Source organism: Xanthomonas citri pv. citri (assembly GCF_000961215.1).
Classification (GTDB): domain Bacteria; phylum Pseudomonadota; class Gammaproteobacteria; order Xanthomonadales; family Xanthomonadaceae; genus Xanthomonas; species Xanthomonas cissicola.
In genome coordinates this window covers 1-26,099 of record NZ_CP008996.1, presented here as the reverse complement: position 1 = coordinate 26,099, position 26,099 = coordinate 1, and the positions used below count along the sequence as shown (strand labels likewise).

Genomic DNA, 26,099 nt, shown 5'->3' with positions numbered 1-26,099 from the left:
CCGCTTAAAGAGTGTATAAACACCGATGTGCATAAACTCTGATTGGAGAGAGCTTCATGAATACCGTGCGCTGGAACATCGCCGTATCGCCGGACGTGGATCAGTCCGTCCGCATGTTCATCGCCGCGCAAGGCGGCGGTCGCAAGGGCGACCTGTCACGCTTCATCGAGGATGCGGTGCGCGCCTACCTCTTCGAGCGGGCTGTGGAACAAGCCAAAGCCGCTACGGTGGGTATGGGTGAGACAGAACTGAACGACCTCATTGATGAGGCGGTGCAATGGGCGCGTGAGCATTAATGCGGGTCGTCCTCGACACCAACGTATTGCTGGCCGCGCTGATCTCGTCGCACAGCCCACCCGACATCATCTATCGCGGTTGGCTTGCAGCACGCTTTGAACTGGTGACAGGGACGGCGCAGCTTGATGAACTGCGCCGCGTGAGCCGTTACCCGAAGATCAAGGCAATCCTGCCCGCGCATCGCGTCGGCACGATGATCAACAACATGCAGCGCGCCGTTGTGCTGCATGTATTGCCGCCTCTGCCTGATCGCATCGAGGTCAATGATCCGAACGATGCGTTCCTGCTGGCGATGGCACTGGCCAGCGAGGCCGATTACCTTGTGACTGGCGACCGCCGCGCTGGGCTGCTGCAACGCGGTAGCATTGGCCGCACGCGCATCGTCACGCCAGTCACCTTCTGCGCCGAGGCGCTTTGACGCCATGCCGGTCAGCTTCCTGTCCACCACACAACGGGAACGCTACGGCCGCTATCCAGACACGCTTTCCAGCGAAGAGCTGGCGCGCTATTTCCACCTGGACGACGATGACCGCGAGTGGATCGCCACCAAGCGACGCGACAGCAGTCGCCTCGGTTATGCGCTGCAACTGACCACGGCGCGGTTTCTCGGCACCTTTCTGGAAGACCCTACCGCCGTGCCAAGCCCGGTGCTGCATACGCTGTCGTCGCAACTTGGCATCGCCGACCCTTCCGATTGCGTCATTGACTACCGGACAACTCGGCAGCGCTGGCAGCACACGAGCGAGATTCGCACCCGCTATGGCTACCGCGAGTTCACGGGTACCGGCGTCCAGTTCCGCCTTGGCCGCTGGTTGTGCGCGTTGTGCTGGACGGGCACTGACCGCCCGAGTGCGCTGTTCGACTACGCCAACGGCTGGCTGGTCGGCCACAAGGTGCTGCTACCCGGCGTCACCTTGCTGGAGCGCTTTATCGCCGAGATACGCTCACGCATGGAGTCGCGTCTGTGGCGACTACTGGTGCACGGCGTGACACCCGAGCAGCGACAACGCCTCGATGACTTGCTCAAGCTTGTCGAAGGCAGCCGGCAGTCTTGGCTGGATCGATTGCGCAAGGGGCCGGTACGCGTCAGCGCTCCGGCGCTCGTTGCGGCCTTGCTGCGAATCGAAACCGTGCGTGGCTTGGGCATTAAGCTGCCAGGCACCCATGTGCCGCCGAGCCGCATCGCAGCGCTGGCCCGCTTCGCCAGTACTGCCAAGGTATCCGCCGTGGCTCGATTGCCGGAGGTGCGACGCATCGCCACGCTAGTGGCCTTCGTCCACTGCCTGGAAGCCAGCGCGCAAGACGATGCCATCGATGTGCTCGACCTGCTGCTGCGCGAGCTGTTCACCAAGGCTGAGAAAGAAGATCGTAAGGTCAGGCAGCGCTCCCTCAAGGATCTGGATCGGGCCGCCTCGACGCTGGCCGAGGCATGCCGGATGCTGCTCGATCCGGCCCTGCCGGACGGCGAACTGCGCGAGCGCGTCTATGCCGCCATCGGCCACGATGAACTGGCCCAGGCGCTCAATGAAGTGCGCGGTCTGGTGCGCCCGCCCAACGATGTGTTCTACACCGAACTGGAAGCCCGCAAGGCCACCGTCTCGCGCTTCCTGCCGGCGTTGCTGCGCGTCATCCGCTTTGACGCCAATCCGGCCGCGCAACCTTTGGCGCAGGCGTTGCAATGGCTGCATGAGAAGCCCGACCATGATCCGCCCACGGCCATCGTCGGCAAGGCGTGGCAACGCCATGTCGTTCAGGATGATGGCCGCATCAATGCCACAGCCTATTCGTTCTGCGCGCTCGACAAGCTGCGCAGTGCGATTCGCCGCCGCGACGTGTTCATCAGCCCGAGTTGGCGCTACGCCGATCCACGCGCCGGGCTGCTGGCCGGAGCTGAATGGGAGGCCTCGCGGCCTATCGTCTGCCGCTCGCTGAGCCTGTCGGCGCAGCCCGAGGCCACGTTGTCCGAGCTGACGCGCGAGCTGGACGAAACCTACCGCCGCGTCGCCGCGCGCCTGCCCCAGAACGACGCAGTGCGCTTCGAGAACGTTGGCGACAAGACGGAACTGGTGCTCAGTCCGCTTGAAGCATTGGAGGAGCCGCCTTCATTGATCGCGCTGCGCAACGAAATCAAGGCGCGCATGCCGCGCGTCGATCTTCCGGAAATCCTGCTGGAAGTCGCCGGTCGTACTGGCTGCATGGAAGCGTTCACGCACCTGACTGAACGCACCGCGCGCGCGGCCGACCTGACCACCAGCCTGTGCGCGGTGCTGATGGCCGAAGCCTGCAACACCGGCCCGGAACCACTGGTGCGGCCAGACACTCCGGCGCTCAAGCGCGACCGGCTGATGTGGGTCGATCAGAACTATGTGCGTGACGACACGCTGACAGCCTGCAATGCCGTGCTGGTGGCCGCGCAAAGTCGTATCGCACTGGCGCGAACCTGGGGAGGTGGCGATGTGGCTTCGGCCGACGGCATGCGATTCGTGGTGCCGGTGCGCACGATCCACGCTGGACCGAACCCAAAGTATTTCAATCGCGGGCGCGGCGTCACTTGGTACAACTTGCTTTCCGATCAGCGCACCGGACTGAACGCGATCACTGTGCCTGGCACGCTGCGCGACAGTTTGATTTTGCTAGCGGTTGTGCTGGAGCAGCAAACGGAGTTGCAGCCGACCCAGATCATGACCGACACCGGCGCGTACAGCGATTTGGTGTTCGGTTTGTTCCGCCTCTCCAACTATCGATTCTGCCCGCGCCTGGCCGATGTTGGCGGTACCCGTTTCTGGCGCGTCGATCCCGACGCCGACTATGGCGACCTCAATGCGCTGGCCCGGCAGCGTGTGAATCTCGACCGTATCACCCCGCATTGGGATGATGTGCTGCGTCTGGTCGGCTCGCTCAAGCTCGGTCTGGTTCCGGCGATGGGCATCATGCGCACCTTACAGGTCGATGAACGGCCCACCAGCCTGGCGCAAGCCATCGCCGAAATCGGCCGTATCGACAAGACCATCCACACGTTGAATTTCATCGACGACGAAGCCCGCCGTCGCGCCACGCTGCTGCAACTGAATCTCGGTGAAGGCCGCCACAGCCTGGCGCGCGAGGTTTTCCACGGCAAGCGCGGCGAGCTGTTCCAGCGCTACCGCGAAGGGCAGGAAGACCAGTTGAGCGCGCTCGGCCTGGTCGTGAACATGATCGTGCTTTGGAACACGCTGTACATGGATGCGGTGCTGACGCAGTTGCGCAGCGAAGGCTACCCCGTGAAGCCAGAAGACGAGGCACGGCTGTCGCCGTTCGGCCACGAGCACATCAACATGCTCGGACGCTATTCGTTCTCGGTGCCGGAAGCTGTCGCGCGCGGCGAGCTGAGACCGTTGACCAAACCGAATGATCCTTAAAAACCTTGGAGATTCACCATGCAACAAATGACGCAACAACCGTTGAACGATGCCCAGCTTGATCGGCTGGGCGACTTTCTCGAAGGAGTCGGCGCACCTGCAATGAATCTCGAAATGCTCGATGGGTTCTTTGCCGCACTCATTTGTGGTCCAGAAACTGAGGTTTCCCCACATTTCTTCCTGCGAGATCAAGCGCTTGGTGGGCCAGGCGGTGGAAGAAGGTGCGCGCATGGGGCACGCTTCAAGGTGATTAAGCCAGAGAAGAGTGCCGACCATGCGCGCCAGCGAAGTATTGCAGAAGTGCCTGTCTAACTCACTCTCCGGGATGCATGCGTTACGCCAACGTACCTTGCTGGGCGCGGTTGAAGCGCTAGTGCACGGGGGCCGACTGACGCTGATCGACATCGCACGCGCGTGGCCTGGCGCGACGCGGGTACGTGCGCCCCTCAAGGCATGCGACCGCCTGCTGTGCAATCGCACGTTGCAGGCCGAGCGATCCATGATCGAGCGGGACATGGCGCATTGGCTGTTGCGCGGCGACCAGCCGGTGATCGTCATCGACTGGAGCGATTTGAAGCCGGACAAGTCATGGTGTCTGCTGCGCGCAGCCGTGCCGATCGGTGGACGCACACTCACCTTGCTGGACATGGTGGTTGCCGGGAAACAGCAGGGATCGCCCGGCGCGGAAAAACGCTTCTTGCAACAGCTCAGGCGAATGATTCCAGACGATGTGCGTCCGATCCTGGTCACGGACGCCGGATTCCGCACGCCATGGTTTCGCGCGGTGTCGGCGATGGGCTGGGATTGGGTCGGGCGTCTTCGCGGACGCACGCAGGTCAAACCGCAAGACGTGCCCGATGATGCAGCGCAATGGATCGATAGCCGACGCCTGCATGCATTGGCGTCCAACCGTGCATGCGAATTGCCACCGATGCAGGCCAATCGCAGTGATCCACTCGATTGCCGTCTGGTGCTCTATGCCAAGACACGTCTGGGACGTCAGCAACGCAACCGCCGCTCGCCAGCGAAGGTCTCGCGTGCATCCTCCAGCTTGAAAGCAGCGGCGCGTGAACGCGAGCCGTGGTTGATCGTTGCCTCCCCACAGTTACAAGCACCCAGCGCGAAACACTTGGTCAATCTGTACGCACGAAGGATGCAGATCGAGCTGGCATTTCGTGATCTGAAGTCGCATCGCTACGGTCAGGCGATGGAAGACAGCCTGACCCGTCGCGGCGAGCGGTTGCAGATCCTGTTGTTGCTCAACACACTGGCCACCTTTGCCAGTTGGCTGGCAGGACTGGGATGCGAAGCCACCGGTATCGCCCAGTGGCTATCGCCACGCAGCAGTACACGCAAGCTCTACTCGACACTGCGTGTCGGCCGCCAGGCGCTGGCCAGGCGCTGGCCGATGGAACCTGTCTCACGCTGGCTAGAACGCTTACGTACACTGCCCGAAGCAGTGCGTGAGCAGATGACGCTGGTGCTTTAAAAACGTGGGGATACCTAAGGTCCAGAAACGGTTTTGCCCAGCGAACACTTGCCACAAGTATTCGGGGAAGACCATTGCTTCGACAGCAATGACCAAGCCGCCGAAATTCTTGGCTTGGTCATGCGGCACTGGAACACGATTGCATCAGAATTGTTCCGCACTCTGGAGAAAGACGATGTCTACCTTCCCGTGCTACTCGAAGATGCGGATGGGGCCGTACACGGTAACGACTGGGCACGTGGTTTCATGCGCGGCATTCAATTACGGCCCAATAGTTGGCAAGAGTTGATCGGCAGCGAAGAATTTGGCGGGCCCATGCTGCCAATCATGATCTTGACCCATGAACATGATCCTGATCCCGCCATGCGCCCGCCAGAGATTGCGCCGGACAAACGCGATGAGTTGCTTCAGTCCCTGATTGCCGGACTGACGCACATCTATCGCTACTTTGCCTCACATCGCCAATTGGCAACCCAAGGGCCTTTACGCAGACAAGGTCCTAAGATTGGGAGAAATGATCAGTGCCCATGTGGCAGTGGGCGGAAGTACAAGCATTGCTGTGCTACCAGCGCTCCGACATTTCATTGATACCGGCTTAACTGACTTCCCTGTTCCATTGCTCCCCGAACCCCGTTTCCAATGCCGTCATCTTCTACAACGTGGTCGAACAGACCCGGATCATGAAGTCTCTGATGCGGCAGGGGTGGAAGATCACACGGGAGGACGTGGCTTTCCTCAGCCCGTACGTGACCAGCCATGTGAAGCGCTTCGGGGATTACCTGATTGATGTGGAGGCAGTCCCCGAGCCGTATGAGACTGAACTGGCATTGGTCGTGTAGTTTTGTTGCGTCAAAATATCCGCTAACTCACTGATGCAATGGATGAAATCCAGTCTTGTGAGCTATTTTTACACGTATGTCGGCTCAACCCCTGTCTTGGTCACAGATCCCGCCGGCGGCGCTGCCGACGACCAGGTGCCCGATCCGGGGTGTAGGGGGAACCCCCTACGGACAGCTCGGCGGCGACGAAGCTAGGCGTCACGTCGCGGCGCGCGATCTGGGCGGCCTGCTGCGCGAGTTGCGGCAGAAAATCGGCTGCCCAGAGCCGATAGCCGAACCATTCGGCGATGCGCTCGCGCTGGGTGTAGTGCTCATGTTTGGTGATCGTCTCGCGTTCGAAGTCCTCGCCAACTCCGCCTCGGACAACGCCAAGTATTCCAGCCGCTGCGCATCGTCGAAGTCCGGCAGGCCATACAGCGCTTCCTGCTCGGCGTCCGAGAGGACGGTGAGCAGCTTATTCTTGTTGCCCATCGGCCGTGCTCCCCGTTCCACGCCAACCCACTCGCTCCAGCGTTTCGATCAAGGTGGTGCGTTTGACGCCGAAGTTGCGGCACACGGCCGCTTTCGACATCCCGCCGTTCAGCGCAGCAATGATGGCCTCCAGCTTTTCGCCGACGATGGCCAACGGTCGCCCACCGATGCGGCCACGCCGCCGGGCAGCGGCTAGGCCCGCGACGACGCGCTCTTGGATCAGGGCGCGCTCGTACTGCGCGAGTGCGCCGAACACATGGAATAGCAACTCGCCGGACGCCGTGCTGGTATCCATTCCCTCGGTCAGCGAGCGGAACGCCACCTGCTTGTCCTTGAGTGAGGTCACGATGGCGAGCAAGTGCGACAGAGAGCGGCCAAGCCGGTCGAGCTTCCAGACCACCAGTACGTCACCGGGCCGGACGAATTCGAGCGCCTTCGTCAAGCCTGCACGGTCATCCTTCGCGCCTGAGATGCGATCCTCGAACAGGTGTCGGGCATCAACGCCAGCAGCGAGCAGTGCGTCGCGTTGCAAGTTAGTGCTCTGCCGGTCGGAGTCCGATGACACACGCATGTAGCCGACCAACATAGGCGAATAACCATCGGGAACCGGTTTCCGCATGGTAGCGTGTGGCGACGGGGTTTTCCGCACACTTTTTACGGGGTTCTGCGATCACTTGTGCTGGGAGGTTGCCTTCATGTCGCCAAACACTTGTTTTCCGACAGCAGGGCACTTGCGGTCTAGGCCCAATCAGGTTATATTTTTATATAATCCAATCTATGGAGGTGCGTCCATGCATACGACCAATCTGCGTAAGGTCGGTGGCTCGATCATGTTGGCTGTCCCGCCCGCCATTCTGGATATGCTGCGTCTGCGTGCCGGCGCTACCGTTGGCTTGGCCGTCGATCATGGTCGCCTGGTGATCGAACCCACGCTGCGTCCGTACTACAGCCTGGATGAGCTGCTGGCCCAATGCGACGCATCCGCCGAACTCTCCACCGAAGATCGGGAATGGCTCGACGCCAAGCCTGTTGGCAGCGAGCTGCTGTGATGGATCGCGGCGATGTCTATTTGGTTTCGCTCGATCCCACGTCCGGCCATGAACAACAGGGCACGCGCCCGGTGCTGATTGTGTCGCCAAGCGCGTTCAACCGCCTGACGAAAACACCGGTCGTGCTGCCGATCACCAGTGGGGGTAACTTCGCCCGCACGGCAGGCTTTACCGTGTCGCTCATGGGTGCGGGTACCAACACAACTGGCGTAGTTCGCTGCGATCAGCCCCGCGCTCTCGATCTAGCCTCGCGGCGCGCGCGCAAGCTGGAAACCGTGCCGTCCCCGATCATGGATGAGGTATTAGCGAAGCTGAGCGCGATCCTTGAGTAAAGCCTTGGTACTGGAATTGCCGATGAAACGTAAATCAGGTCATTCCAATCGATCAGCGCGGCGTAGAGGCGGCGACCGGCACGTTCTTCTTGGAAGCAGGTCGCCGGCAAATGAGCACGAACGCCTACAGGTGTTGATCGGCGTCATCATCGACTCCCATCCTGACTGGCCCCTCTCCGAAGTGGGTAACACTGCGCTGCTGCTTTCTGGCGCGACGATAGAGAAGGTAGCGGCTGTGCTGCGCGATTACGTAAGCGATGGAGGAGAACCATGAGACGGGCCGATTTCTTCTGCGAGGACTTTCAGGAATTCGGCGATGTACTTGCCGACATGGCCCAGGAAGCCGAAGCGTTAGCCTTCATGACGCCGGCCAACGGCCTTTTTATTGGCTACCGTGACCGCCTCTTCGCAATAGCACGTGAAGTCTCCACAATAAACGGCGGCTTGCGAGCCGCTATTGCAATCATCAAACATGACGATTGAGAATCCGGCCTCCGTGTGGCGTCTTAGGGTCGAATTGCTGGATGTCGCGCCACCCGTGTGGCGTCGCTTCGACACCTACGCAGATGTGAAACTCTCGCAATTGCACTACTTCATCCAGGGCGTGATGGGCTGGGAACTGATGCACCTGTTCTCATACCAGGACGGGCGCGGCTACGGTGACCAGATCAGTAGCGAGTTGCGGCTGTGCGATGTATGCCGCGTCGGTGACGCGCTGACCTACACCTACGACTTTGGCGACAACTGGCAGCACCGGGTGACAGTCGAGAAGACAATGGCAAGGCCGAAGGGAACCTACCCGCGCGTGATTGCCGGCAAATATGCCTGCCCACCGGAAGATTGTGGCGGGCCGTGGGGTTATGGGGACATGCTCAGGGTACTCGCTGGCCACCGCAACGCCCGCCGACGCGAACTCGTCGAGTGGCTAGGCGGACCGTTCAATCCCAAGACGTTTGATATGGAGGAAGCCAGGGAGCGCCTGGCTGAGTACGTCGTGGCGTCGGGGTGACGGAATTTTCTAGGGTTCCGGCTTACATCCCCATGAAGGAAGTTGCGAGTAATAGAGCGCCGACAAAGTGGCCGGAAATGAAACAACGCCGAGCCTCTTCTAACATGTGGAGCACGGCCAGATCGCCCATCACGGCACCAGGACTGAAGTAGTGCTGAGCCAGCCACTCGATCCGTTCAACGCGAGCGCCCCGCGACGCTTCGTCGCCTCGTGCAAGAGCGGCAGTAAGGTCTTCACGACTGGCTTGAATTGGCATCAGAGTGACGAACACTTAAATTGATAAGCCGAAATGAAACTGTTAGGCCACTGCACCGACGTGCTAGCTGACACAGGCTTCTCTGACAACCTCAAGGTGATCTACTCCAACGGCATACACCTCAGCGTCGAATTCGCAAGCGAACGGCGTGTGGACAACCAGCTCAACCTTGAACCAAGCGTCTTCAGACATGGCAACGTACTCGCCGATCATAGGAATGCGGCCGAACTCACGCTCTTCGTTAAGCCAATCTGAGGGTCGGCAGGGATTCGTGTAAAAAACAGCCAAAAGTGAGCTAACTCGCTGTCAGCACAGAAATTTTTCACAACCTTCTGCCGATCCTCCATGCGGGTCCGTGATCGCCTTCATGTCTGCGCCTCACCCTGGTCGTCGAGGGTTGCCAGGATCACCCGAAGTTGTGTACTGCCATGCGGCCTCGGAAGCTATGTAGGAACCACAGACCGCTAGTCTGGAGGCGACCATGTAAAGAGGTATGCCTGATGGATCCCATTCGTTCGCGCACACCAAGTCCTGCCCGCGAGCTTCTGCCCGGACCCCAACCCGATGGGGTTCAGCCGACTGCAGATCGTGGGGTGTCTCCGCCTGCCGGCGGCCCCCTGGATGGCTTGCCCGCTCGGCGGACGATGTCCCGGACCCGGCTGCCATCTCCCCCTGCCCCCTCACCTGCGTTCTCGGCGGGCAGCTTCAGTGACCTGTTACGTCAGTTCGATCCGTCACTTTTTAATACATCGCTTTTTGATTCATTGCCTCCCTTCGGCGCTCACCATACAGAGGCTGCCACAGGCGAGTGGGATGAGGTGCAATCGGGTCTGCGGGCAGCCGACGCCCCCCCACCCACCATGCGCGTGGCTGTCACTGCCGCGCGGCCGCCGCGCGCCAAGCCGGCGCCGCGACGACGTGCTGCGCAACCCTCCGACGCTTCGCCGGCCGCGCAGGTGGATCTACGCACGCTCGGCTACAGCCAGCAGCAACAGGAGAAGATCAAACCGAAGGTTCGTTCGACAGTGGCGCAGCACCACGAGGCACTGGTCGGCCATGGGTTTACACACGCGCACATCGTTGCGCTCAGCCAACACCCGGCAGCGTTAGGGACCGTCGCTGTCAAGTATCAGGACATGATCGCAGCGTTGCCAGAGGCGACACACGAAGCGATCGTTGGCGTCGGCAAACAGTGGTCCGGCGCACGCGCCCTGGAGGCCTTGCTCACGGTGGCGGGAGAGTTGAGAGGTCCACCGTTACAGTTGGACACAGGCCAACTTCTCAAGATTGCAAAACGTGGCGGCGTGACCGCAGTGGAGGCAGTGTATGCATGGCGCAATGCACTGACGGGTGCCCCCCTGAACCTGACCCCGGAGCAGGTGGTGGCCATCGCCAGCAATATTGGTGGCAAGCAGGCGCTGGAGACGGTGCAGCGGCTGTTGCCGGTGCTGTGCCAGGCCCATGGCCTGACCCCGGACCAGGTGGTGGCCATCGCCAGCAATGGCGGCAAGCAGGCGCTGGAGACGGTGCAGCGGCTGTTGCCGGTGCTGTGCCAGGCCCATGGCCTGACCCCGGCACAGGTGGTGGCCATCGCCAGCAATATTGGTGGCAAGCAGGCGCTGGAGACGGTGCAGCGGCTGTTGCCGGTGCTGTGCCAGGCCCATGGCCTGACCCCGGCACAGGTGGTGGCCATCGCCAGCAATGGCGGCAAGCAGGCGCTGGAGACGGTGCAGCGGCTGTTGCCGGTGCTGTGCCAGGCCCATGGCCTGACCCCGGCACAGGTGGTGGCCATCGCCAGCAATATTGGCGGCAAGCAGGCGCTGGAGACGGTGCAGCGGCTGTTGCCGGTGCTGTGCCAGGCCCATGGCCTGACCCCGGAGCAGGTGGTGGCCATCGCCAGCCACGATGGCGGCAAGCAGGCGCTGGAGACGGTGCAGCGGCTGTTGCCGGTGCTGTGCCAGGCCCATGGCCTGACCCCGGAGCAGGTGGTGGCCATCGCCAGCCACGATGGCGGCAAGCAGGCGCTGGAGACGGTGCAGCGGCTGTTGCCGGTGCTGTGCCAGGCCCATGGCCTGACCCCGGAGCAGGTGGTGGCCATCGCCAGCAATGGCGGCAAGCAGGCGCTGGAGACGGTGCAGCGGCTGTTGCCGGTGCTGTGCCAGGCCCATGGCCTGACCCCGGCACAGGTGGTGGCCATCGCCAGCAATATTGGCGGCAAGCAGGCGCTGGAGACGGTGCAGCGGCTGTTGCCGGTGCTGTGCCAGGCCCATGGCCTGACCCCGGAGCAGGTGGTGGCCATCGCCAGCCACGATGGCGGCAAGCAGGCGCTGGAGACGGTGCAGCGGCTGTTGCCGGTGCTGTGCCAGGCCCATGGCCTGACCCCGGAGCAGGTGGTGGCCATCGCCAGCAATATTGGTGGCAAGCAGGCGCTGGAGACGGTGCAGCGGCTGTTGCCGGTGCTGTGCCAGGCCCATGGCCTGACCCCGGAGCAGGTCGTGGCCATCGCCAGCCACGATGGCGGCAAGCAGGCGCTGGAGACGGTGCAGCGGCTGTTGCCGGTGCTGTGCCAGGCCCATGGCCTGACCCCGGAGCAGGTCGTGGCCATCGCCAGCAATGGCGGCAAGCAGGCGCTGGAGACGGTGCAGCGGCTGTTGCCGGTGCTGTGCCAGGCCCATGGCCTGACCCCGGCACAGGTGGTGGCCATCGCCAGCAATATTGGCGGCAAGCAGGCGCTGGAGACGGTGCAGCGGCTGTTGCCGGTGCTGTGCCAGGCCCATGGCCTGACCCCGGAGCAGGTCGTGGCCATCGCCAGCCACGATGGCGGCAAGCAGGCGCTGGAGACGGTGCAGCGGCTGTTGCCGGTGCTGTGCCAGGCCCATGGCCTGACCCCGGAGCAGGTCGTGGCCATCGCCAGCCACGATGGCGGCAAGCAGGCGCTGGAGACGGTGCAGCGGCTGTTGCCGGTGCTGTGCCAGGCCCATGGCCTGACCCCGGAGCAGGTGGTGGCCATCGCCAGCAATGGCGGCGGCAGGCCGGCGCTGGAGAGCATTGTTGCCCAGTTATCTCGCCCTGATCCGGCGTTGGCCGCGTTGACCAACGACCACCTCGTCGCCTTGGCCTGCCTCGGCGGACGTCCTGCGCTGGATGCAGTGAAAAAGGGATTGCCGCACGCGCCGGCCTTGATCAAAAGAACCAATCGCCGTATTCCCGAACGCACATCCCATCGCGTTGCCGACCACGCGCAAGTGGTTCGCGTGCTGGGTTTTTTCCAGTGCCACTCCCACCCAGCGCAAGCATTTGATGACGCCATGACGCAGTTCGGGATGAGCAGGCACGGGTTGTTACAGCTCTTTCGCAGAGTGGGCGTCACCGAACTCGAAGCCCGCAGTGGAACGCTCCCCCCAGCCTCGCAGCGTTGGGACCGTATCCTCCAGGCATCAGGGATGAAAAGGGCCAAACCGTCCCCTACTTCAACTCAAACGCCGGACCAGGCGTCTTTGCATGCATTCGCCGATTCGCTGGAGCGTGACCTTGATGCGCCCAGCCCAACGCACGAGGGAGATCAGAGGCGGGCAAGCAGCCGTAAACGGTCCCGATCGGATCGTGCTGTCACCGGTCCCTCCGCACAGCAATCGTTCGAGGTGCGCGTTCCCGAACAGCGCGATGCGCTGCATTTGCCCCTCAGTTGGAGGGTAAAACGCCCGCGTACCAGTATCGGGGGCGGCCTCCCGGATCCTGGTACGCCCACGGCTGCCGACCTGGCAGCGTCCAGCACCGTGATGCGGGAACAAGATGAGGACCCCTTCGCAGGGGCAGCGGATGATTTCCCGGCATTCAACGAAGAGGAGCTCGCATGGTTGATGGAGCTATTGCCTCAGTGAGGCTCAGTCGGTGACTACCTGAGCGTCGGCAGGGATTGGTGTAAGTAACCTTTACTGACAGCGAGTTAGCCCACTTTTGGCTGTTTTTTACACAAATCCCTGCCTCCCCTCAATCTCGTCTCTGCGGGCTACGAGTAGGCATAAAAACTTTCATTGCCATAATGAACTCCTTGAGCGGCCTAAATGCTATGCGGCCGCCCAAGAGTAAAGCATGCTGCCCGGGCAGATAGAGGGTCGGCGATATCAACTTGCAAGGGCAACACGTGAATTGAACTGATTCCCAGCTGCTGATAGCGCGCCGATGCCGCGCTAAAGCCGTCCGCGCATCCACTGGCTCATGAGCGTCGGCCACGACACATCGGGGTTCAGCCATCGAGCACAGGCACGACACCAGGCCCGGCAGAAGACAGCTCAAGGGACACCGAAGCAGCACCCGGAACCCCTGCCCCCTGCGAGGGGGCAGATACCTGATTTGCACCATGTTTAACATCCTCAACCTTGCCCGAAGCGCCCCCCAAAATCGCCATGGCGATGGGCCTGAGCACTTCTTCGAGCACATGCTTGTAGGTGGCCACCGTCTGCCTAGTGAGGCCCGCCACGCGGCCGATAGCGGCTTGCGTGAGGGCTTCGCCCTTCTGTTGCAGCAAGCGGCACGCGGCGCGTACCTTGGACTCGGTGGCCTTGTGGCGCACGTCGTGGGTGCGGGCGGCGGCGAGGCGCTGCCGCTCGATCAGCGGCAAGTCCTTGTCAAGCTGCATCACGCCCCGGTGGCACCGGCCGCTGCCGGTGTAGCGATCCCACGTCCAGCGGGCAACGGACTTCACCGTGGCCTTGAGTGAGGACTGGGCCAGATTGTCCATGAAGCCCAGCTTCTGGAAGCTGTTGCGGTTGTGCGCGTAGGCTTCGAGCAGCCGCGTGAAGGTGGCAAACGAGCCGCGCTCGCGCTCACGGTTCACGATGGAATAGGCGTAGTGGCGCAGGTGCTCAAAGAGGATGCAGTGCCGGGAATGGCTCACCTCGTCGAGCTGCGGCCCCCTGCCCCACGGGCTGGACACAGCCAAGTCCACGTAGTCGGCCAACTCCCCCAGTTCATAGATGTGGGCGTGCAGCTCGTGCGTCAGCCACCAAGGATGGCCGGGCGTCTTGGCCACGGGGCCGCTGTGGAAGTCGGTGTCGGCATCGAGCCGGGCAGCGAAGGCCTCGTAGACGGCCTTCATGTACGCGATGGGCTTGCTGCGGGCGGCCTCGGTCGTGCAGACCGGGGGAATCGCGTAGTAGAGGTGGCTGTGGCCGCTTTGGCGGTTGCGGACGATCAGGTTGGGAGCAGGAAGCCCAGCGTCCTCCCAGATCATCGCCTTGGTGTGGTCGAGGTCGAAGATCAGCCAGCTCACGAAGCCGGGCCGATTGACCTGCATGTAGGGGTAGCGAATGGCGTATTCGCGCGGCCGGACGCGGGTGGCCGTCTTGTCGTCAGAGCAACGCGGCAGATAGGGCGCTTCGGTGAGCACGCGATTGAGCGCGGTGCCCGACTGGAAAAAGCGGTCTGCTGTCTGGTTGTCTAGTTTCTGTGCCGTTGTACCTGCCATGACCCCTCATCACACGTCCCGTAGGGGCGTGCGCACGCTTGCGCGCAGGGGCTAAGATTCGTACAATGGAAGCACTTTCAGTTGCTTTATTGCACTGGTACAGAGTTCACTCGCCAAAGCGAACGCTGTATTTGTCTGGACACCCTGCCCTGTTTATCTGTCAAGGCCCGCTCGCCAAAGCGGGCTTTGTCGTTTCTGACTCTACAGTTTTCTGCTGTCTGGTCAGCTCTCTCCTTTGCCATGACGGTCACTCGTCGGCATCCACAGACGCCGGGGCTTGCTTGTAGCCCCGCACCATCGTCTTGGGCACCCAGTGCTCCGTGTTCACATCAAACTTCATGATCCCGTAGCCCTGCAAAACGCTTGCAGCGCCATCGAGACTCTGGAAGTACCGGAGGCCGCCACGGGCAGCCCCCAGCACTCGCTCATTCATTCCGGCCCGCACTAGGATCAGAAGGCCCTTGTCACCGGGTTCCACTCGGGCGGCGGAAACCGACCCAGCGGCGATGAGTTCCTTCAAAACCTTCGGCGCGACCACACTAGCAGTTGTCGTCAGCATCATTTATACCCTGTTCCGCGCCCAACCGCAACAATATCAGAATTCGTTGCACCTCCCGCTGCATGGCGTTGGTGTCGTCGCTTGTATGGACTATAGTCGATACTGGAAATCATTATATATATACATAGATAAGTATATATATACCTATCAACCCTTGAGGAAGGCTTCCAGTGCCTCGATCACGATGTCCTTCTCCGTGACCCTGCCGCCCTTCTCTTCCGAGCGCTTGAGCGCTTCGCGCCGCAGGTGATCAGCCAGTTCCTCGGGGAAGTTGAAGATTTTTTGCACCCGTGCGCGGCCGTAGCGCTGCGTTTCCTCAGCAGCGGGCGGCGTGGCTGCCGGTGTCGTGGTCACGGCAGCAGGTGCCACCAGCGGCTTCTCGGCCTTGTCCGCCTCCCCGCCTTCGAGGAAGGCGGTCGGGTCTTTGGGCGGCTTGAACTGCGCCGTGTTGGGCTTGCCCTTCATGCTCATGCCATCACCTCCTTGAAGAAGGCTTCCATCTCGGCGATGGCGGCTTGATCGCGGCCCAACTCCTGAACGGTCGCACCCTCGCCAATGGCGCGGCGGAAGGCCACGCGCTCGCAGACCTTGGTGGGCAGCACGGTCAGCTTCTGCTCGGCCAAGAATTCCAGCATCTCGACCGCATCCTTGGTGCGTGGATCGACGCGGGTCAGCAGCACGCGCACGTCCAGCTCGGGGTTGTAGTCGCGGGCCAGCTCGACGACTTCCAGCAGGTCAGTCATGGCCGCTGCGTCCAGATTGGAGGCACCGACCGGGATCACGGCACTCTGGGCCAGCAGCAGCGCGGAGCGCAGGCCCACGGAATCACGGCCGCCTGCATCGACGACGACGTGCTCAAAGCCGGTGGCCAGTTGCTTGCCTTCGGCCAAGATCGCCTTGCCAGCGAGGCAGGTGGTGGTGGGCGACGGGTCGTACTGCGTCTCACGACGCCATGCCGCCCAGCTCGCGGCCGAGGCCTGCGGGTCGCCGTCGATGAGCAGCGTCTTGCCCTGACGGGCCAGCATCACTGCCAGATGCACGGCGGTCGTGGTCTTGCCGACGCCGCCCTTGGTGTTGACACACGCGAAGATCATGGGTGCTCCTATCTATGTATATACATACCGATGGGCAGCGCGGCGGCTGGCCCTCGACCTGCCGGGTGCATCCCCGGCCCTGTGACTCGGTAAGTATATATATACCTACCGACGCTTTTGAACATCCGACCCCAAAACCTGTCGCTTCGAGCAAGCAAGCAAGCCGCTTTGCACGCCGCCGACGTGGCAGTGGTCAACGATGACACGGACGTGCAGGTCATCAGTGACCACCAGTCGCCCAAGCGCTGGCCCAGCGGCGAGCCGCTGGTGGTGGCTGGCGTCGAGTTCGAGCGCGACTGTTCGAGTAGGTATGTAAGTATATAGGTAGGTATATATATACGTAAAGCCCACAAAAACGGGGATATCCCGACGAACGGTACTTGTAATTTAGGAACATATTGCCTAATATAATTCCATGCCAGCCACCCCGGCGGGGCGAAACCAAGGCGTTCCCAATGCACACCATCGAACTTTCCAAACTAGTCGAACAGCAGCTCGTCCTGCTGCAACCGGAGCGGCTTGAGGTCATCGGGCTTATGCGCAATGGCTGGGAAATGGCACTGAGAGTCCGCCCCGGACTGGCTCCGACGTGCTGGCTCGAAAAGAACGAAATCGGTTCTGGTGGCGAGTCGAAGTCGGTCGATATCGAAACGTTCAATGTCCTGGTGGATCGCGGGGTGTTCCGGGTCAAGAACATCGGCTGCCGGGTCAATATCTACGCGTTATCGGACGCGTACTGTCTCGCCGACGAACTATCCCCATGAAGCCCGACGCTTCGCATCACGATCCGCGACCGGAATATCTTCGGTCGCGGATCCAGCGCGCCGGTTTGTCTCAGCGGCAGGCCGCTGATCGAATTGGTATCAGCGAACGCTTGCTGCGCTATTACTTAGTGGCAGAAAAACACCCAAGCTACCGCGCAGCGCCATATCCGGTGCAATTCGCGCTAGAGAAGCTCGCAGAAGATTGAGCCGGCCCGGCGCGGCTCAGGCGCTGCCGGCGTTCGTGTTGGAGCGCCCGTCCGGATGCAGGTGCGCCGGCGCGAGAGCCGAGACGTCCACCCCTGGCCCACCGATCGCCGCCGGCGGGCGGAACCGCCCACCGGCGGGCCTTGCGGCCGCGCTCCGTGGACCAGGCGTGGACGTTCGGCAATCGGCAGGTCCGCCCACCCTTCGCCCACCGCTTCCCCCGCCCCTGGGGGTGCAAGGGGCACCCCCGACGGGCCGGGGCGGCGCCGCTGGCGCCGGCCGTGGACGAAGCGTGGACGGACGCGCACCTGAGCTGGCCACCCTTGGGGTGGCCAGCCTCCGGGCCGCTGTTCAGCGTCCCTGCGCGCCCCTACGGGGCTTGCCCGCCCCTGCGCCTTACATCCCGGCCAGCTTGGCGCCAACGAAGCCGCCCACCACGCCGGCGACAAACGCGAACCCAGCCAGCAGCAGCACGAACCGCCGCGCCTTGCTCTCAAACGCCGCATTCGCGGCGACGACCTGCGCCGCGCCGCTATTGAGCTGATTTCCGATCTGCGCGGCTGCATGTCGGCCAGCTTCAGTGAGCTTCTCGGCGTTCTTGTCGATGACCGACTCGAAATTGAGCTTGGCGGCCAGGAACGCCTTTCCGGCCGCGTCCGTTGTCGCCTTCTCGATCTTTCCTGTCAGTGCCTCGTCTGCCTGCTCGAAGCGACGTACGAGGGCGTCGGCATCTTGCAGCAGCTCGGCCATGAGCGCTTCGCGGGCCGTCGATACGTTACTCCCCATGACGTCCCCTCATCACTTGAACAACGCCTTGTAGACGTCATCGAGGTTCTTGTTAGCCGACTTGGCGAGCCGCTGCGCCGAGATCATGCTGACCGCGTGCGCCTTGGCGTCCTCGTCCTTGGCTTCACGAAGCATTGCCCGATAGTCCGTTTCATCGGCCACGATTTCCGAGACGGTCTTTTTCAGCGTCCGCAGCCGGTCGAAAATCTCGTTCTTGAACACCACGGCTTCCGGTCGCAGCGTGAAGCGTTTCTCGGCCTCGTGGAAGCCGAAGATCATCGCGAAGAGGCGCGGCACGTCGTTCGCGTCTTCCAATTCGACCTTGTTGAACACCACACGGATTTTCTTCGCCGGTACGCCCAGGTCTGCCAGCGTCCGGATGGTATTCAGCGTGTCGATTTGCTGCTTTTTCTCACTGACAGCCGGCACAACGAAGTAGTCGAATTCCTCATGGGAGCCATCGAACTGGCCCATCTGCTTGATGAACTCTTCGACGTTGGATGCACCCACACGTCCACGATGGCCGAGTCGAGTGTCATCAGGTCCTCTTGCAGCCCGCCGTAGTTCTTTCCCTTGAGACGCTGTGCGTCACTGTCGGCTGATGATCCTGCATTGATGGTCTCAATCTCGAATTTCGGTGCGTTCATGCGCGGTGCAAGCAGGTGATCGACCAACGTGGTCTTACCTGGATTCCCACTGAAATTTATGACGGCGACTTTCATTTGTGCTTTCTCCATTTCTCTTTGGCCAAGCGCTCGTAACGGGCGATATCCTTGGCCTGTTCTTCCGGGTCGGGTTTCATCACGCGGTCAAGCTCTTGCATCGAGATCGGACCGCGAGATGGTGGTGTTTCGGCTGAATCTGTTTCGTGCGATACAGATTCGGATTCGCCAGGTTGAGGTGGTGCCGGCATGCCGACCGTCTGCGAGGCCGATTGCTGCCCTTTGGTCTTTGCTTGATGCTTCTTTCGGTATCGATACAGATAGCTCTTTAGTGTGGCTTCGGTCAGATCAATCCCGCTGTCTTTCAGGGTCTTGAGAATGTCCGCGATACGCACACCTGCCGCGATCCTTTGTTCAATCACCGGCATCACTTCGCGCACCTTAGCCGCCTTGGTTTTCGGCTCTATAGCCGTCAAGGCCTGTGTCAGGTCAGATTTAGGCATTTATGCATCCTGTCAGCAGTCTTTACGCACTCTATATGCATGATGTGTGCATTTTTAATGGTGCCAGATTGCACGCGCTTTACAACCTACGTGCATCCTTTTTGCCTACGCCCTTCGGGCTTGATAGTTTGTACGCCCTTAACCCCTAGAGATTTCGGTCCTTAACAGGCCCAAATCTCAATACACATCACGCACCCCTTCGGGGTTGCTAAAGCCTTGTCAAACATGGATTTGCGGGCGATTTACACCGCATAGATGACTATAGCTACTCTATAGGAAGTAGCCGGAATGCCTTATTTTTGCTAGGTTCATGCCTATAGGATTTTCTATAGCTTGAGAAAACATCCATGAGCAGCGGTAAATCTATCCCTGTTTGGTACTCGGAAGAGGATCGCCGCAGGGTCGAGGAAGCGGCCGCGCTAGCCGGTTACAAACACCTGTCGAAGTACATCCGCGACAAGTCTCTGGACCGTGGCAGCCACCGTGAGTCGGGCCGCGACAGCATGGAAGCATGGGCCGACCGACAGGAACTTGTCGGCCGTCTGGCCGAGATCGAGCGCAGCCAGAAAGGCGCGCATGCGCTTCTGGCAATGCTGCTTTTTCTGGTGCGCAAGAAGGCGACCACGGGCGAGTTAAACGAGCTGGTTCTCGCTTGCGAGACCGTCGGCGTGCCGGCCGACGTGCTCGCCGTTTCCTTGCCCGAGCTGGCTGCACTGCTAACCCGCTTTACGGAGGATTCGTAATGCCACAGACCACCGGCCAGATAGAGGCCGAAATCAATGCCGTGATCGCGCACTGGCGACGAGGCGCTGGCTTAATGAGGCGCTCACCGATGCGCTGCACCGCGATTGCGTTGATGCGGCCCACGCTGCTGGCCGACCTGTTGGGTCGCCGCTGTGATTCCAGGAGGGTGTAAGCAATGCAGAAGCACGAAGTCGAAAGCGCAACCTTGCTCTTTGGGGTTGTAAGCCGGAACCGCCGAAATTTCCGCCACCCGTTCCGAGCGATCACTCGGCAAGTTGCTTGATACCTCCGGCAAGGCATGCGAACGCTTCGTTCACATACTCCAATGCTTTGGGGTCAGTGCGCGCCGCGCGTAAAAAGTCTTTAAGCTGTCCAGATCGGATAGCCATTGGCGGTGCAGGCTGCCCAGCTCGTTGTCGTGTGGCTGGAAGACTTGCAGGTTGCCGCTTTCACGAAACGCTTGGTAACCACGCTCAAGGGTTGCCGCTGTAACCAGCAGTTGAGCTACCCGTGGCTTGTGCTCTTCGGAGAACTCGGCCAGGCCGTCATAGGGACGGGATGGGGCAGTACGCCGGAATTTTGTCACCCCAGCTCCAACCCTTCCACTAGCGCATCCATAGGGCCGGCAGGAAGTTGTGAAAAATTTCTGTGCTGACAGCGAGTTAGCTCACTTTTGGCTGTTTTTTACACAAATCCCTGCCTCCCCTCTGGTGTGCGCGATGAGTGCAGTGGGCCATTGCGGGGACAACGCGGCCTGTGAAGGCTTGTTCGGCATGCTCAAACGCAAACGGATCTACCGCACGAAATACCCGACACTCGATGCGGCAAGGACCGATGTGTTCGAATAGATCGAACGGCGCCACAATCCGAGGATGGGGCGAAGGAGCGCAAGGCAGGATTTGAATTCGCCCACCTTTCCACAACCGTCCGTGCTTTCGGGGTAGAACCCAACATTGCGCCAGCAGAAGCAGTGGTTCAACCTACCAACGAGGGAGCACTTTAATGGGTGACAAGACCGACAAGAACACAATCGCCTGGCTGGCTCAACCGGAGGAACATGATTATCCGGCTGCGCAGTCCTATCTCAATCTGCTGTATGACGACGCCCACTGCGCCAAGCTGGTGCGTGAGCTGCACGCGGCACCCATGTCGGCCTTCAAGGCCAAGGACATCCTGCGCGCCAGCGGCCTCTCGCCGCTAGGAATGAGCAATGCACACGTGGAAAGGGACCTCAAAAAAATCCAGTCCGGCACCGCTCTGTCACCGCTGCTGCTGGTGCGCCAGGAAGGCCAGCGCACCGTAGTTGCCGACGGCTACCACCGTTTGTGCGCCGTCTATAGCTTCGACGAGGACGCTTCTATCCCTTGCAAGATCGTGTGAGCCGACCCTCGACCTGGCCCAGCTGCACGGTTGTCAGGCACGTACCCCATCATGTGATTGATGCTGGAATGGGCCTCACTGACACCTTGGGTGGTAAGCTGTTGCATATGCTGGTCGATCTTCGTGGCCAGTCGGCGAAATTCGTTCATTCTCATGTCCGTCACAAAAGACGCGCTGATTGCCCTTGGACAGAGAGAAGTGTCACCGCCTTCTTATCGAAGGAAACGAAGGTTTCCCCACCAAGCCAATTACCTTCGTAGGCAATGACGCCATCGGCAAAGTCACCGCCTGCGTCGAGCACCAGCAAACCGGCCTCCACGGCGGGCCGGTTCACTTCCACGTTGGCGGCGGCCAGTAGCGCCCGGATCGCATCGGCCGCGTCAGATTGCTGGAAGCCATAGACGCGCATCAGCACCCAAACAAATTCGCATAGGCACGGCAGCGCGACCGCGATCAACTCGGCATCGGTCAAGACTGCGGCGGCAACGTCCGCTTGTGCGGGATCGTCACGCACAACAGCACGCACAAGGACGTTGGTATCGACTGCGACCTTCATTGCTTGCCTGCCCATCCTTGTGCAGCCGCCTCGTTGATTTCTTCGATGGTGGCAACCTTCTGCGTCTTACCTGCGAGCAGGCCGACAAAGCTGGCTATCGTCCCTGCGGGCCGTGCCGCCTTGAGTACTCCCCGACCATCTGGCAGCAAGTCAAGCTCGATCTTGTCGCCTGGCCTAATGCCGAGGTGTTGCAGTACGTCCTTCCGAAACGTCACTTGTCCACGTGCGGTAACGGTCAATGTGGTCATGGTGATGTGCCTCGCAATCTCATGGGTTGACGTAATAGTAATGCAAAAAAGCCTTACTTGTGCTGTCCGTCAAACGATCGTTTGTCGGTCGTGCCGGACGCTGTCCTGAAAACTGCTTGTGCAACGGGTTGTCGGACACCAAGATAGACGGACGGAATGGCGGACAAGATGGGTGGCAAATGGCACTGATCGGCTATGCGCGGGTATCAACGGCGGAACAGGACACCGCTTTGCAGACGGATGCGCTGCGCAAAGCAGGCTGCGAGCGCGTTTTCGAGGACACGGCTTCCGGGGCCAAGGCTGACCGCCCCGGTTTGGCTGATGCGCTGGCCTACCTGCGCAACGGCGACGTGCTGGCAGTCTGGCGGCTGGACCGGCTTGGGCGCTCCATGCCGCACCTGATCGAAACGATAGGCGCGCTGGAAGCGCGAGGCGTCGGCTTTCGTTCGCTGACGGAAGCCATCGACACCACCACGCCGGGCGGGCGGCTCATCTTCCACGTGTTCGGCGCGCTGGGCCAGTTCGAGCGCGATCTGATTCGCGAGCGCACCAAGGCCGGGTTGAGTGCCGCCGCCGCTCGCGGGCGCAAGGGCGGACGCAAACCAGTCATCACCGCCGACAAGTTGCAGCAGGCACGTAAACACATCGCCAACGGGATAAATGTCCGGGAGGCCGCTACACGGCTCAAGGTGAGTAAAACAGCCTTGTATGCAGCTCTGCAATCCACCAGTGCAGGGGTAATCCCCCCACTTCTAGCGGTCGCCAGAAGTGGAGCTAAGCGGCCATCGCCAACTTCATGGCAGGCGTGATGCCGCCGAGCGCCATATTCGGGCGCTCGTGGTTGTACGTCCATAGCCAGCGGGTGGCTTTGTCCTGCACCTGGTCGATGGTGTCGAACAGGGTGCGGGCGAGCCAGGCGTAGCGGATGGTGCGGTTGTAGCGTTCAACGTAGGCGTTCTGCTGTGGCTTGCCCGGCTGGATGTGCTCGACCCGGATGCCAAGCCGCTGTGCCCAGGACAGCAACGCGCCACTGATGTATTCAGGGCCGTTGTCGCAGCGGATCACGGCGGGCTTGCCGCGCCACTCGATGATCTGCTCCAGCGATCGGATCACCCGGGCTGACGGCAGCGACAGATCCACCTCGATCCCCAGCCCCTCGCGATTGAAGTCGTCGAGCACATTGAACAGCCGGAAGCTGCGGCCGTCGGCCAACTGGTCGTGCATGAAGTCCATCGACCAGACCTGGTTGATGGCCTCCGGCACCGCCAGAGGCTCGGGCCGCTCACGCACCAGCCGCTTCTTCGGCTTGATCCGCAGGTTCAACTCCAGCTCGCGGTAGATCCGGTAGACCCGCTTGTGATTCCAGCCAAAGCCCTTCACGTTGCGCAGGTACAGGTAGCACAGGCCAAAGCCCCAGTCGCGATGGGCGCTCGTCAGGCGGACCAGCCAGTCGGCGATCCGGGCGTTCTGCTCGCTGGCCTTGGCCTGGTAGCGGAAGCAGGTCTGGCTCACCGCGAAGGTCTGGCAGGCGTGGCGGATGTTCGTGCGCCCGCTCGTGACTGCCGATTGGGCCATCTCGCGTCGCTGAGATGGCCTCACCATTTTTTTGCGAGCGCTTCCTTCAGCAGGTCGGTACTGAGCTGCGCCTCGGCGTACATCTTCTTGAGCCGGCGGTTCTCCTCCTCCAACTCCTTCATGCGTGCGACCATGGACACGTCCATGCCGCCGAACTTGCTACGCCACTTGTAGAACGTGGCCGAGCTGATGCCGTGCTCGCGGCACAGCTCCGGCACGGGCGCACCGGCCTGGGCCTGCTTGAGCACGGCGATGATCTGGCTGTCGGTAAAGCGGGACTTCTTCATGGAACCTCCTCGGGAAAGGGTACGAGAAAATTCCACTTCTGGCGTCTGCTAATGGGCGGGGGGATTACCCTCTTTCTTGGTCAGGGTGAGCATTGCTTCCTCATCGTTGAAAAACAAAGAGGGAAGTAATGCCACGGTCAAGTTCAGCTTTCTACGCTTAGGTTTAGGTTTTTCACGCTTCACGTCGCCCGTATCACGTTTAAAACGATTCATGAAGTATCGAATCACAATCGTGAGGCGGATGCAATCCTGCGGTTGTTGAAATGTGTCAAACATCGCTACGCTACTCAATCTGCAAGCCAAAGCGGCGGCGGCGGTCGAGGAGGCGACGGTTCTAAGAGAGGCGGTTGACTTATTCGCCGGTTGGCGAGAGGATTGGCCTATCGCTGCACAATCAGCGATTCGGCCTATCAAACCGACAAAAGGTGGAAAAGAGCGCGCAAGCGCCCATCGTTCGATGCTGGCGCTTTTATTTGGCTCACCAGTTCTATGGTGGGCGGTGCGCGGAGGCTGCAAGGCCTGCCGGTTATCGCTCTTTTCCTATCCGGTTTTGATAGCCGCGTACCGTCCACCACCTTTCCTGCGAGTACACTCGCTCCTGCAAGAAGGTAGATTCAGCACCAGACGTACCAAAACAACGAGGCAGCCTGCTGGTGTGATCAGCGGAGGCCGAAAACGAAAAAACCGCCCCTGCAAGGGCGGCTTTTTCATCACTGGGCTGGCGGGAACACCAGTCAATGGGCATTAACGTACCCCCATCCTAATCCCGCCGGCGAAGCCGTGCAAGAGGAAAAGGATGCAAAGGCCTAAACGCCGAACACCTTGCCCCGCTGCCGTTCATCGGCGCGGGACATGCCAGCAGTAGATCCAGGCTCCCACACGCCAGGCCCCGAACCGACCGCCACCAGCGGCCGGCCGCACAAGCGTGTGCATTGGCGTCAGCCCAAGCCGCCGTCCGGCAAGAAGCGCCGGCCGGCCGTCCTCGATGCCACCCGCGAAGCGTTGGTGCGGAGCCTGGAACAACGGCGAGGCTCGCTGTGGATGCGGATTAGCCGCAACGTCATCGTGGCCGGCTATGCCCTGGACAAGGCGCTGACGCGGGTGCGCGCTCTACGCAAGGACGGCGCCGAATCACTGTTGGCCATGTCCGTCGCCCTGCTCTACCTGGCCGACGTGCGCACCGGGTTTGTGGGCAAGCCGCGCCAGGGCGGCGGCCCCTGGCAGCGATATACCCTCAGAGACCTCGCCCAGCTCGCCTATGGCGCACAGACCGGCGCCGAGCTGGAACGCGCCAAACGCTCGATCGACATGATGGTGAGCCTTGGCTGGGCATTCCCCACCAAGCAGGTGCGCCGGCACACCAAAGACGCCGAAGGCCGCGACGGGTGGTGCAGCGAGCCGGGCGTGCGCCGGCTCAACTTCCAACGGCTGTGCGACATGGCCGGCACAAGCTGGCTACTCAAGCGCGACCGCAAGCACGCTGACCAGGCGCGTGGGACCGGTGTTGCGTCCTTCGCCCAGGCGCACGCACGCCGGCAGTCGCCCCAGGACGCGGGCACTACGCCGCGCACGGGCGCTGCCCGCCCTGCGGCGCACCGAGCCACGGGCGACCCGCCAGGCGGCGCGCAGAGTGCCGTGCAGCACATCTCCGACATCCTCGCCCTGTTCAAATAGCCGTCGCCGGCAGGCTCGCCCCTGCCCGATGCCGCAAAAACAGGCGCACACGCCGGCAAATCTGCCGCGAAAAGGCGAGCCGCCCTGACTTTGGCGGCCTCGATCACCACCCCGCCGCCCTCAACTACACCCCCCGAACCGAGTTCCACCCCGCTTCGGGGGATAAGCCTGTGGGGAAGTAACGTTATTTGTGACCCTTAATTGCTAGGCCATCCAGTCAACCTTTGGTTGAAAGCACAGTCAGTAGAGCACTCAACAGCAAATCGGCGTCGCCGCCGCTACGCGCCGACGACAGCGTTAGAAGCTCAATGGAGGGGCTGCGCCCCTCCCACCGCCGTTGCGCACCAACCGCATTGCTGCCTCAAGCAACCCATGTGCGCAACGGCGGCGGTTCCCTCCTGCAAAAAGCAAAAACGGGTCAGCAGGGAGTAATTAACCGGACTTCGAGGAGGCCAT

At 61.4% G+C, this 26,099-nt stretch carries 28 protein-coding genes and 8 pseudogenes; 22 read left to right on the top strand and 14 right to left on the bottom strand.

Going from position 1 to position 26,099, the window contains the following annotated elements; translation table 11 throughout:
* The first annotated feature begins 56 nt into the window (after positions 1–56).
* From AMD14_RS00145 to AMD14_RS00125, 7 genes and pseudogenes are all read left to right on the top strand, one after another.
* Positions 57–296, top strand: coding sequence for a ribbon-helix-helix domain-containing protein (locus tag AMD14_RS00145; protein WP_003491212.1), 240 nt, complete (start codon positions 57–59; stop codon positions 294–296).
* Positions 296–715, top strand: coding sequence for a putative toxin-antitoxin system toxin component, PIN family (locus AMD14_RS00140; protein WP_003491210.1), 420 nt, complete (start codon positions 296–298; stop codon positions 713–715). Before AMD14_RS00145 ends, AMD14_RS00140 begins: the two co-directional genes overlap by 1 nt.
* Positions 716–719: 4 nt before the next feature.
* Entirely contained in the window at positions 720–3,695 is a 2,976-nt protein-coding gene (locus AMD14_RS00135) for a Tn3-like element ISXc4 family transposase (protein WP_011345576.1), read from the top strand.
* 18 nt (positions 3,696–3,713) lie between these two features.
* Positions 3,714–3,896: pseudogene (locus tag AMD14_RS24450) on the top strand (UPF0149 family protein); the annotation flags it as partial.
* A gap of 73 nt (positions 3,897–3,969) precedes the next feature.
* Entirely contained in the window at positions 3,970–5,184 is a 1,215-nt protein-coding gene (locus tag AMD14_RS00130; RefSeq protein WP_011050083.1) for an IS4-like element ISXac1 family transposase, read from the top strand.
* Positions 5,185–5,202: 18 nt separating this feature from the next.
* Positions 5,203–5,772 (top strand): annotated as a pseudogene (locus tag AMD14_RS22415) (YecA/YgfB family protein); the annotation flags it as partial.
* A gap of 44 nt (positions 5,773–5,816) precedes the next feature.
* Positions 5,817–6,023: pseudogene (locus tag AMD14_RS00125) on the top strand (Tn3 family transposase); the annotation flags it as partial.
* A 166-nt stretch (positions 6,024–6,189) separates the two neighbouring features.
* Here the strand turns inward: AMD14_RS00125 and AMD14_RS22410 are convergent.
* Positions 6,190–6,494 (bottom strand): annotated as a pseudogene (locus AMD14_RS22410) (Tn3 family transposase); the annotation flags it as partial.
* Positions 6,478–7,080: a recombinase family protein gene (locus AMD14_RS00120; RefSeq protein ID WP_011052950.1), complete on the bottom strand. Its 603-nt coding sequence runs from the start codon at positions 7,078–7,080 to the stop codon at positions 6,478–6,480. The pseudogene AMD14_RS22410 and the gene AMD14_RS00120, both read right to left, overlap by 17 nt.
* 205 nt (positions 7,081–7,285) lie before the next feature.
* Between AMD14_RS00120 and AMD14_RS00115 the strand changes: the two genes are divergently transcribed.
* From AMD14_RS00115 to avrBs3, 7 genes are all read left to right on the top strand, one after another.
* The gene (locus tag AMD14_RS00115; RefSeq protein ID WP_011052949.1) at positions 7,286–7,543 is read left to right on the top strand and encodes an AbrB/MazE/SpoVT family DNA-binding domain-containing protein; all 258 of its coding nucleotides are present in this window, start codon (positions 7,286–7,288) and stop codon (positions 7,541–7,543) included.
* On the top strand, positions 7,543–7,875 hold the full coding sequence (locus AMD14_RS00110) for a type II toxin-antitoxin system PemK/MazF family toxin (RefSeq protein ID WP_015463824.1): 333 nt from the start codon (positions 7,543–7,545) through the stop codon (positions 7,873–7,875). The genes AMD14_RS00115 and AMD14_RS00110 overlap by 1 nt, the downstream gene beginning before the upstream one ends.
* A gap of 22 nt (positions 7,876–7,897) precedes the next feature.
* Positions 7,898–8,149, top strand: coding sequence for a hypothetical protein (locus AMD14_RS24445; protein WP_125459571.1), 252 nt, complete (start codon positions 7,898–7,900; stop codon positions 8,147–8,149).
* On the top strand, positions 8,146–8,358 hold the full coding sequence (locus AMD14_RS00105) for a hypothetical protein (protein WP_011052947.1): 213 nt from the start codon (positions 8,146–8,148) through the stop codon (positions 8,356–8,358). The genes AMD14_RS24445 and AMD14_RS00105 overlap by 4 nt, the downstream gene beginning before the upstream one ends.
* Positions 8,348–8,884: a plasmid pRiA4b ORF-3 family protein gene (locus AMD14_RS00100; RefSeq protein WP_015463823.1), complete on the top strand. Its 537-nt coding sequence runs from the start codon at positions 8,348–8,350 to the stop codon at positions 8,882–8,884. Before AMD14_RS00105 ends, AMD14_RS00100 begins: the two co-directional genes overlap by 11 nt.
* A gap of 289 nt (positions 8,885–9,173) precedes the next feature.
* Entirely contained in the window at positions 9,174–9,395 is a 222-nt protein-coding gene (locus AMD14_RS24440) for a hypothetical protein (protein ID WP_011052944.1), read from the top strand.
* 245 nt (positions 9,396–9,640) lie between these two features.
* Positions 9,641–13,021, top strand: a complete 3,381-nt coding sequence (gene avrBs3 / locus AMD14_RS00085) for a type III secretion system effector avirulence protein AvrBs3 (protein WP_011052943.1) — start codon at positions 9,641–9,643, stop codon at positions 13,019–13,021.
* A gap of 365 nt (positions 13,022–13,386) precedes the next feature.
* On the opposite strand, the gene AMD14_RS00080 is transcribed toward avrBs3, so the two are convergent.
* From AMD14_RS00080 to AMD14_RS00065, 4 genes are all read right to left on the bottom strand, one after another.
* Positions 13,387–14,607, bottom strand: coding sequence for a replication initiation protein (locus tag AMD14_RS00080; protein WP_011052942.1), 1,221 nt, complete (start codon positions 14,605–14,607; stop codon positions 13,387–13,389).
* A gap of 247 nt (positions 14,608–14,854) precedes the next feature.
* Positions 14,855–15,169 carry a ParC family partition-associated protein gene (parC, locus tag AMD14_RS00075; RefSeq protein WP_005918227.1) on the bottom strand — a complete coding sequence of 105 codons (315 nt, stop codon included), beginning with the start codon at positions 15,167–15,169 and terminating at the stop codon, positions 14,855–14,857.
* 144 nt (positions 15,170–15,313) lie between these two features.
* Positions 15,314–15,637, bottom strand: coding sequence for a hypothetical protein (locus AMD14_RS00070; RefSeq protein ID WP_005918229.1), 324 nt, complete (start codon positions 15,635–15,637; stop codon positions 15,314–15,316).
* Positions 15,634–16,260, bottom strand: coding sequence for a nucleotide-binding protein (locus AMD14_RS00065; protein WP_005931726.1), 627 nt, complete (start codon positions 16,258–16,260; stop codon positions 15,634–15,636). Before AMD14_RS00065 ends, AMD14_RS00070 begins: the two co-directional genes overlap by 4 nt.
* A 455-nt stretch (positions 16,261–16,715) precedes the next feature.
* Between AMD14_RS00065 and AMD14_RS00060 the strand changes: the two genes are divergently transcribed.
* Together AMD14_RS00060 and AMD14_RS22395 are read left to right on the top strand one after the other, a co-directional pair.
* Positions 16,716–17,024, top strand: a complete 309-nt coding sequence (locus AMD14_RS00060) for a hypothetical protein (RefSeq protein WP_015462607.1) — start codon at positions 16,716–16,718, stop codon at positions 17,022–17,024.
* A complete protein-coding gene (locus tag AMD14_RS22395) occupies positions 17,021–17,230 on the top strand; it encodes a helix-turn-helix domain-containing protein (RefSeq protein ID WP_015462608.1) in 210 nt (69 codons plus the stop codon). The genes AMD14_RS00060 and AMD14_RS22395 overlap by 4 nt, the downstream gene beginning before the upstream one ends.
* 394 nt (positions 17,231–17,624) lie before the next feature.
* On the opposite strand, the gene AMD14_RS00055 is transcribed toward AMD14_RS22395, so the two are convergent.
* From AMD14_RS00055 to AMD14_RS00045, 3 genes and pseudogenes are all read right to left on the bottom strand, one after another.
* Positions 17,625–17,978, bottom strand: coding sequence for a hypothetical protein (locus tag AMD14_RS00055; protein WP_039700904.1), 354 nt, complete (start codon positions 17,976–17,978; stop codon positions 17,625–17,627).
* A 48-nt stretch (positions 17,979–18,026) separates the two neighbouring features.
* Positions 18,027–18,736 (bottom strand): annotated as a pseudogene (gene stbB, locus AMD14_RS00050) (StbB family protein).
* Positions 18,733–19,179: a hypothetical protein gene (locus tag AMD14_RS00045; RefSeq protein ID WP_011052937.1), complete on the bottom strand. Its 447-nt coding sequence runs from the start codon at positions 19,177–19,179 to the stop codon at positions 18,733–18,735. The pseudogene stbB and the gene AMD14_RS00045 overlap by 4 nt, the downstream one beginning before the upstream one ends.
* Before the next feature lie 347 nt (positions 19,180–19,526).
* Here AMD14_RS00045 and AMD14_RS00040 point away from each other — a divergent pair, with 347 nt between their 5' ends.
* Positions 19,527–19,922 carry a hypothetical protein gene (locus AMD14_RS00040; RefSeq protein ID WP_011052973.1) on the top strand — a complete coding sequence of 132 codons (396 nt, stop codon included), beginning with the start codon at positions 19,527–19,529 and terminating at the stop codon, positions 19,920–19,922.
* A pseudogene (locus AMD14_RS24930) lies at positions 19,922–20,095 on the top strand (hypothetical protein). The gene AMD14_RS00040 and the pseudogene AMD14_RS24930 overlap by 1 nt, the downstream one beginning before the upstream one ends.
* 91 nt (positions 20,096–20,186) lie before the next feature.
* Here the strand turns inward: AMD14_RS24930 and AMD14_RS22390 are convergent.
* Positions 20,187–20,488, bottom strand: a pseudogene (locus AMD14_RS22390) (hypothetical protein); the annotation flags it as partial.
* 127 nt (positions 20,489–20,615) lie between these two features.
* Between AMD14_RS22390 and AMD14_RS22385 the strand changes: the two are divergent.
* Both AMD14_RS22385 and AMD14_RS00035 read left to right on the top strand, forming a co-directional pair.
* Positions 20,616–20,867: pseudogene (locus AMD14_RS22385) on the top strand (IS3 family transposase); the annotation flags it as partial.
* Positions 20,868–20,925: 58 nt separating this feature from the next.
* Positions 20,926–21,303 (top strand): hypothetical protein, encoded by a 378-nt coding sequence (locus tag AMD14_RS00035; RefSeq protein ID WP_040260048.1) that lies wholly within the window; start codon positions 20,926–20,928, stop codon positions 21,301–21,303.
* 160 nt (positions 21,304–21,463) lie between these two features.
* Here AMD14_RS00035 and AMD14_RS00030 read toward each other — a convergent pair whose 3' ends face one another.
* Both AMD14_RS00030 and AMD14_RS00025 read right to left on the bottom strand, forming a co-directional pair.
* Positions 21,464–21,859, bottom strand: a complete 396-nt coding sequence (locus AMD14_RS00030) for a type II toxin-antitoxin system VapC family toxin (protein ID WP_015463818.1) — start codon at positions 21,857–21,859, stop codon at positions 21,464–21,466.
* The gene (locus AMD14_RS00025; protein ID WP_003108276.1) at positions 21,856–22,107 is read right to left on the bottom strand and encodes an AbrB/MazE/SpoVT family DNA-binding domain-containing protein; all 252 of its coding nucleotides are present in this window, start codon (positions 22,105–22,107) and stop codon (positions 21,856–21,858) included. The genes AMD14_RS00030 and AMD14_RS00025 overlap by 4 nt, the downstream gene beginning before the upstream one ends.
* Before the next feature lie 179 nt (positions 22,108–22,286).
* On the opposite strand from AMD14_RS00025, the gene AMD14_RS22380 reads away from it, so the two are divergent.
* A complete protein-coding gene (locus tag AMD14_RS22380) occupies positions 22,287–22,916 on the top strand; it encodes a recombinase family protein (RefSeq protein ID WP_011052932.1) in 630 nt (209 codons plus the stop codon).
* Here AMD14_RS22380 and AMD14_RS00015 read toward each other — a convergent pair.
* Positions 22,882–23,969, bottom strand: a protein-coding gene (locus AMD14_RS00015; protein ID WP_087943923.1) for an IS3-like element ISXac2 family transposase whose coding sequence is annotated in 2 segments (ribosomal slippage) — positions 22,882–23,717 and positions 23,717–23,969 — 1,089 coding nt in all. Because the reading frame shifts where the segments join, the coding sequence is not laid out codon by codon here. The genes AMD14_RS22380 and AMD14_RS00015 overlap by 35 nt on opposite strands.
* A 48-nt stretch (positions 23,970–24,017) precedes the next feature.
* Positions 24,018–24,182: a hypothetical protein gene (locus tag AMD14_RS22375; RefSeq protein ID WP_155400514.1), complete on the bottom strand. Its 165-nt coding sequence runs from the start codon at positions 24,180–24,182 to the stop codon at positions 24,018–24,020.
* A 639-nt stretch (positions 24,183–24,821) separates the two neighbouring features.
* On the opposite strand from AMD14_RS22375, the gene AMD14_RS00005 reads away from it, so the two are divergent.
* Complete coding sequence (locus AMD14_RS00005) at positions 24,822–25,643, top strand: hypothetical protein (RefSeq protein WP_011052929.1); 822 nt, start codon at positions 24,822–24,824, stop codon at positions 25,641–25,643.
* Positions 25,644–26,099 lie beyond the last annotated feature (456 nt).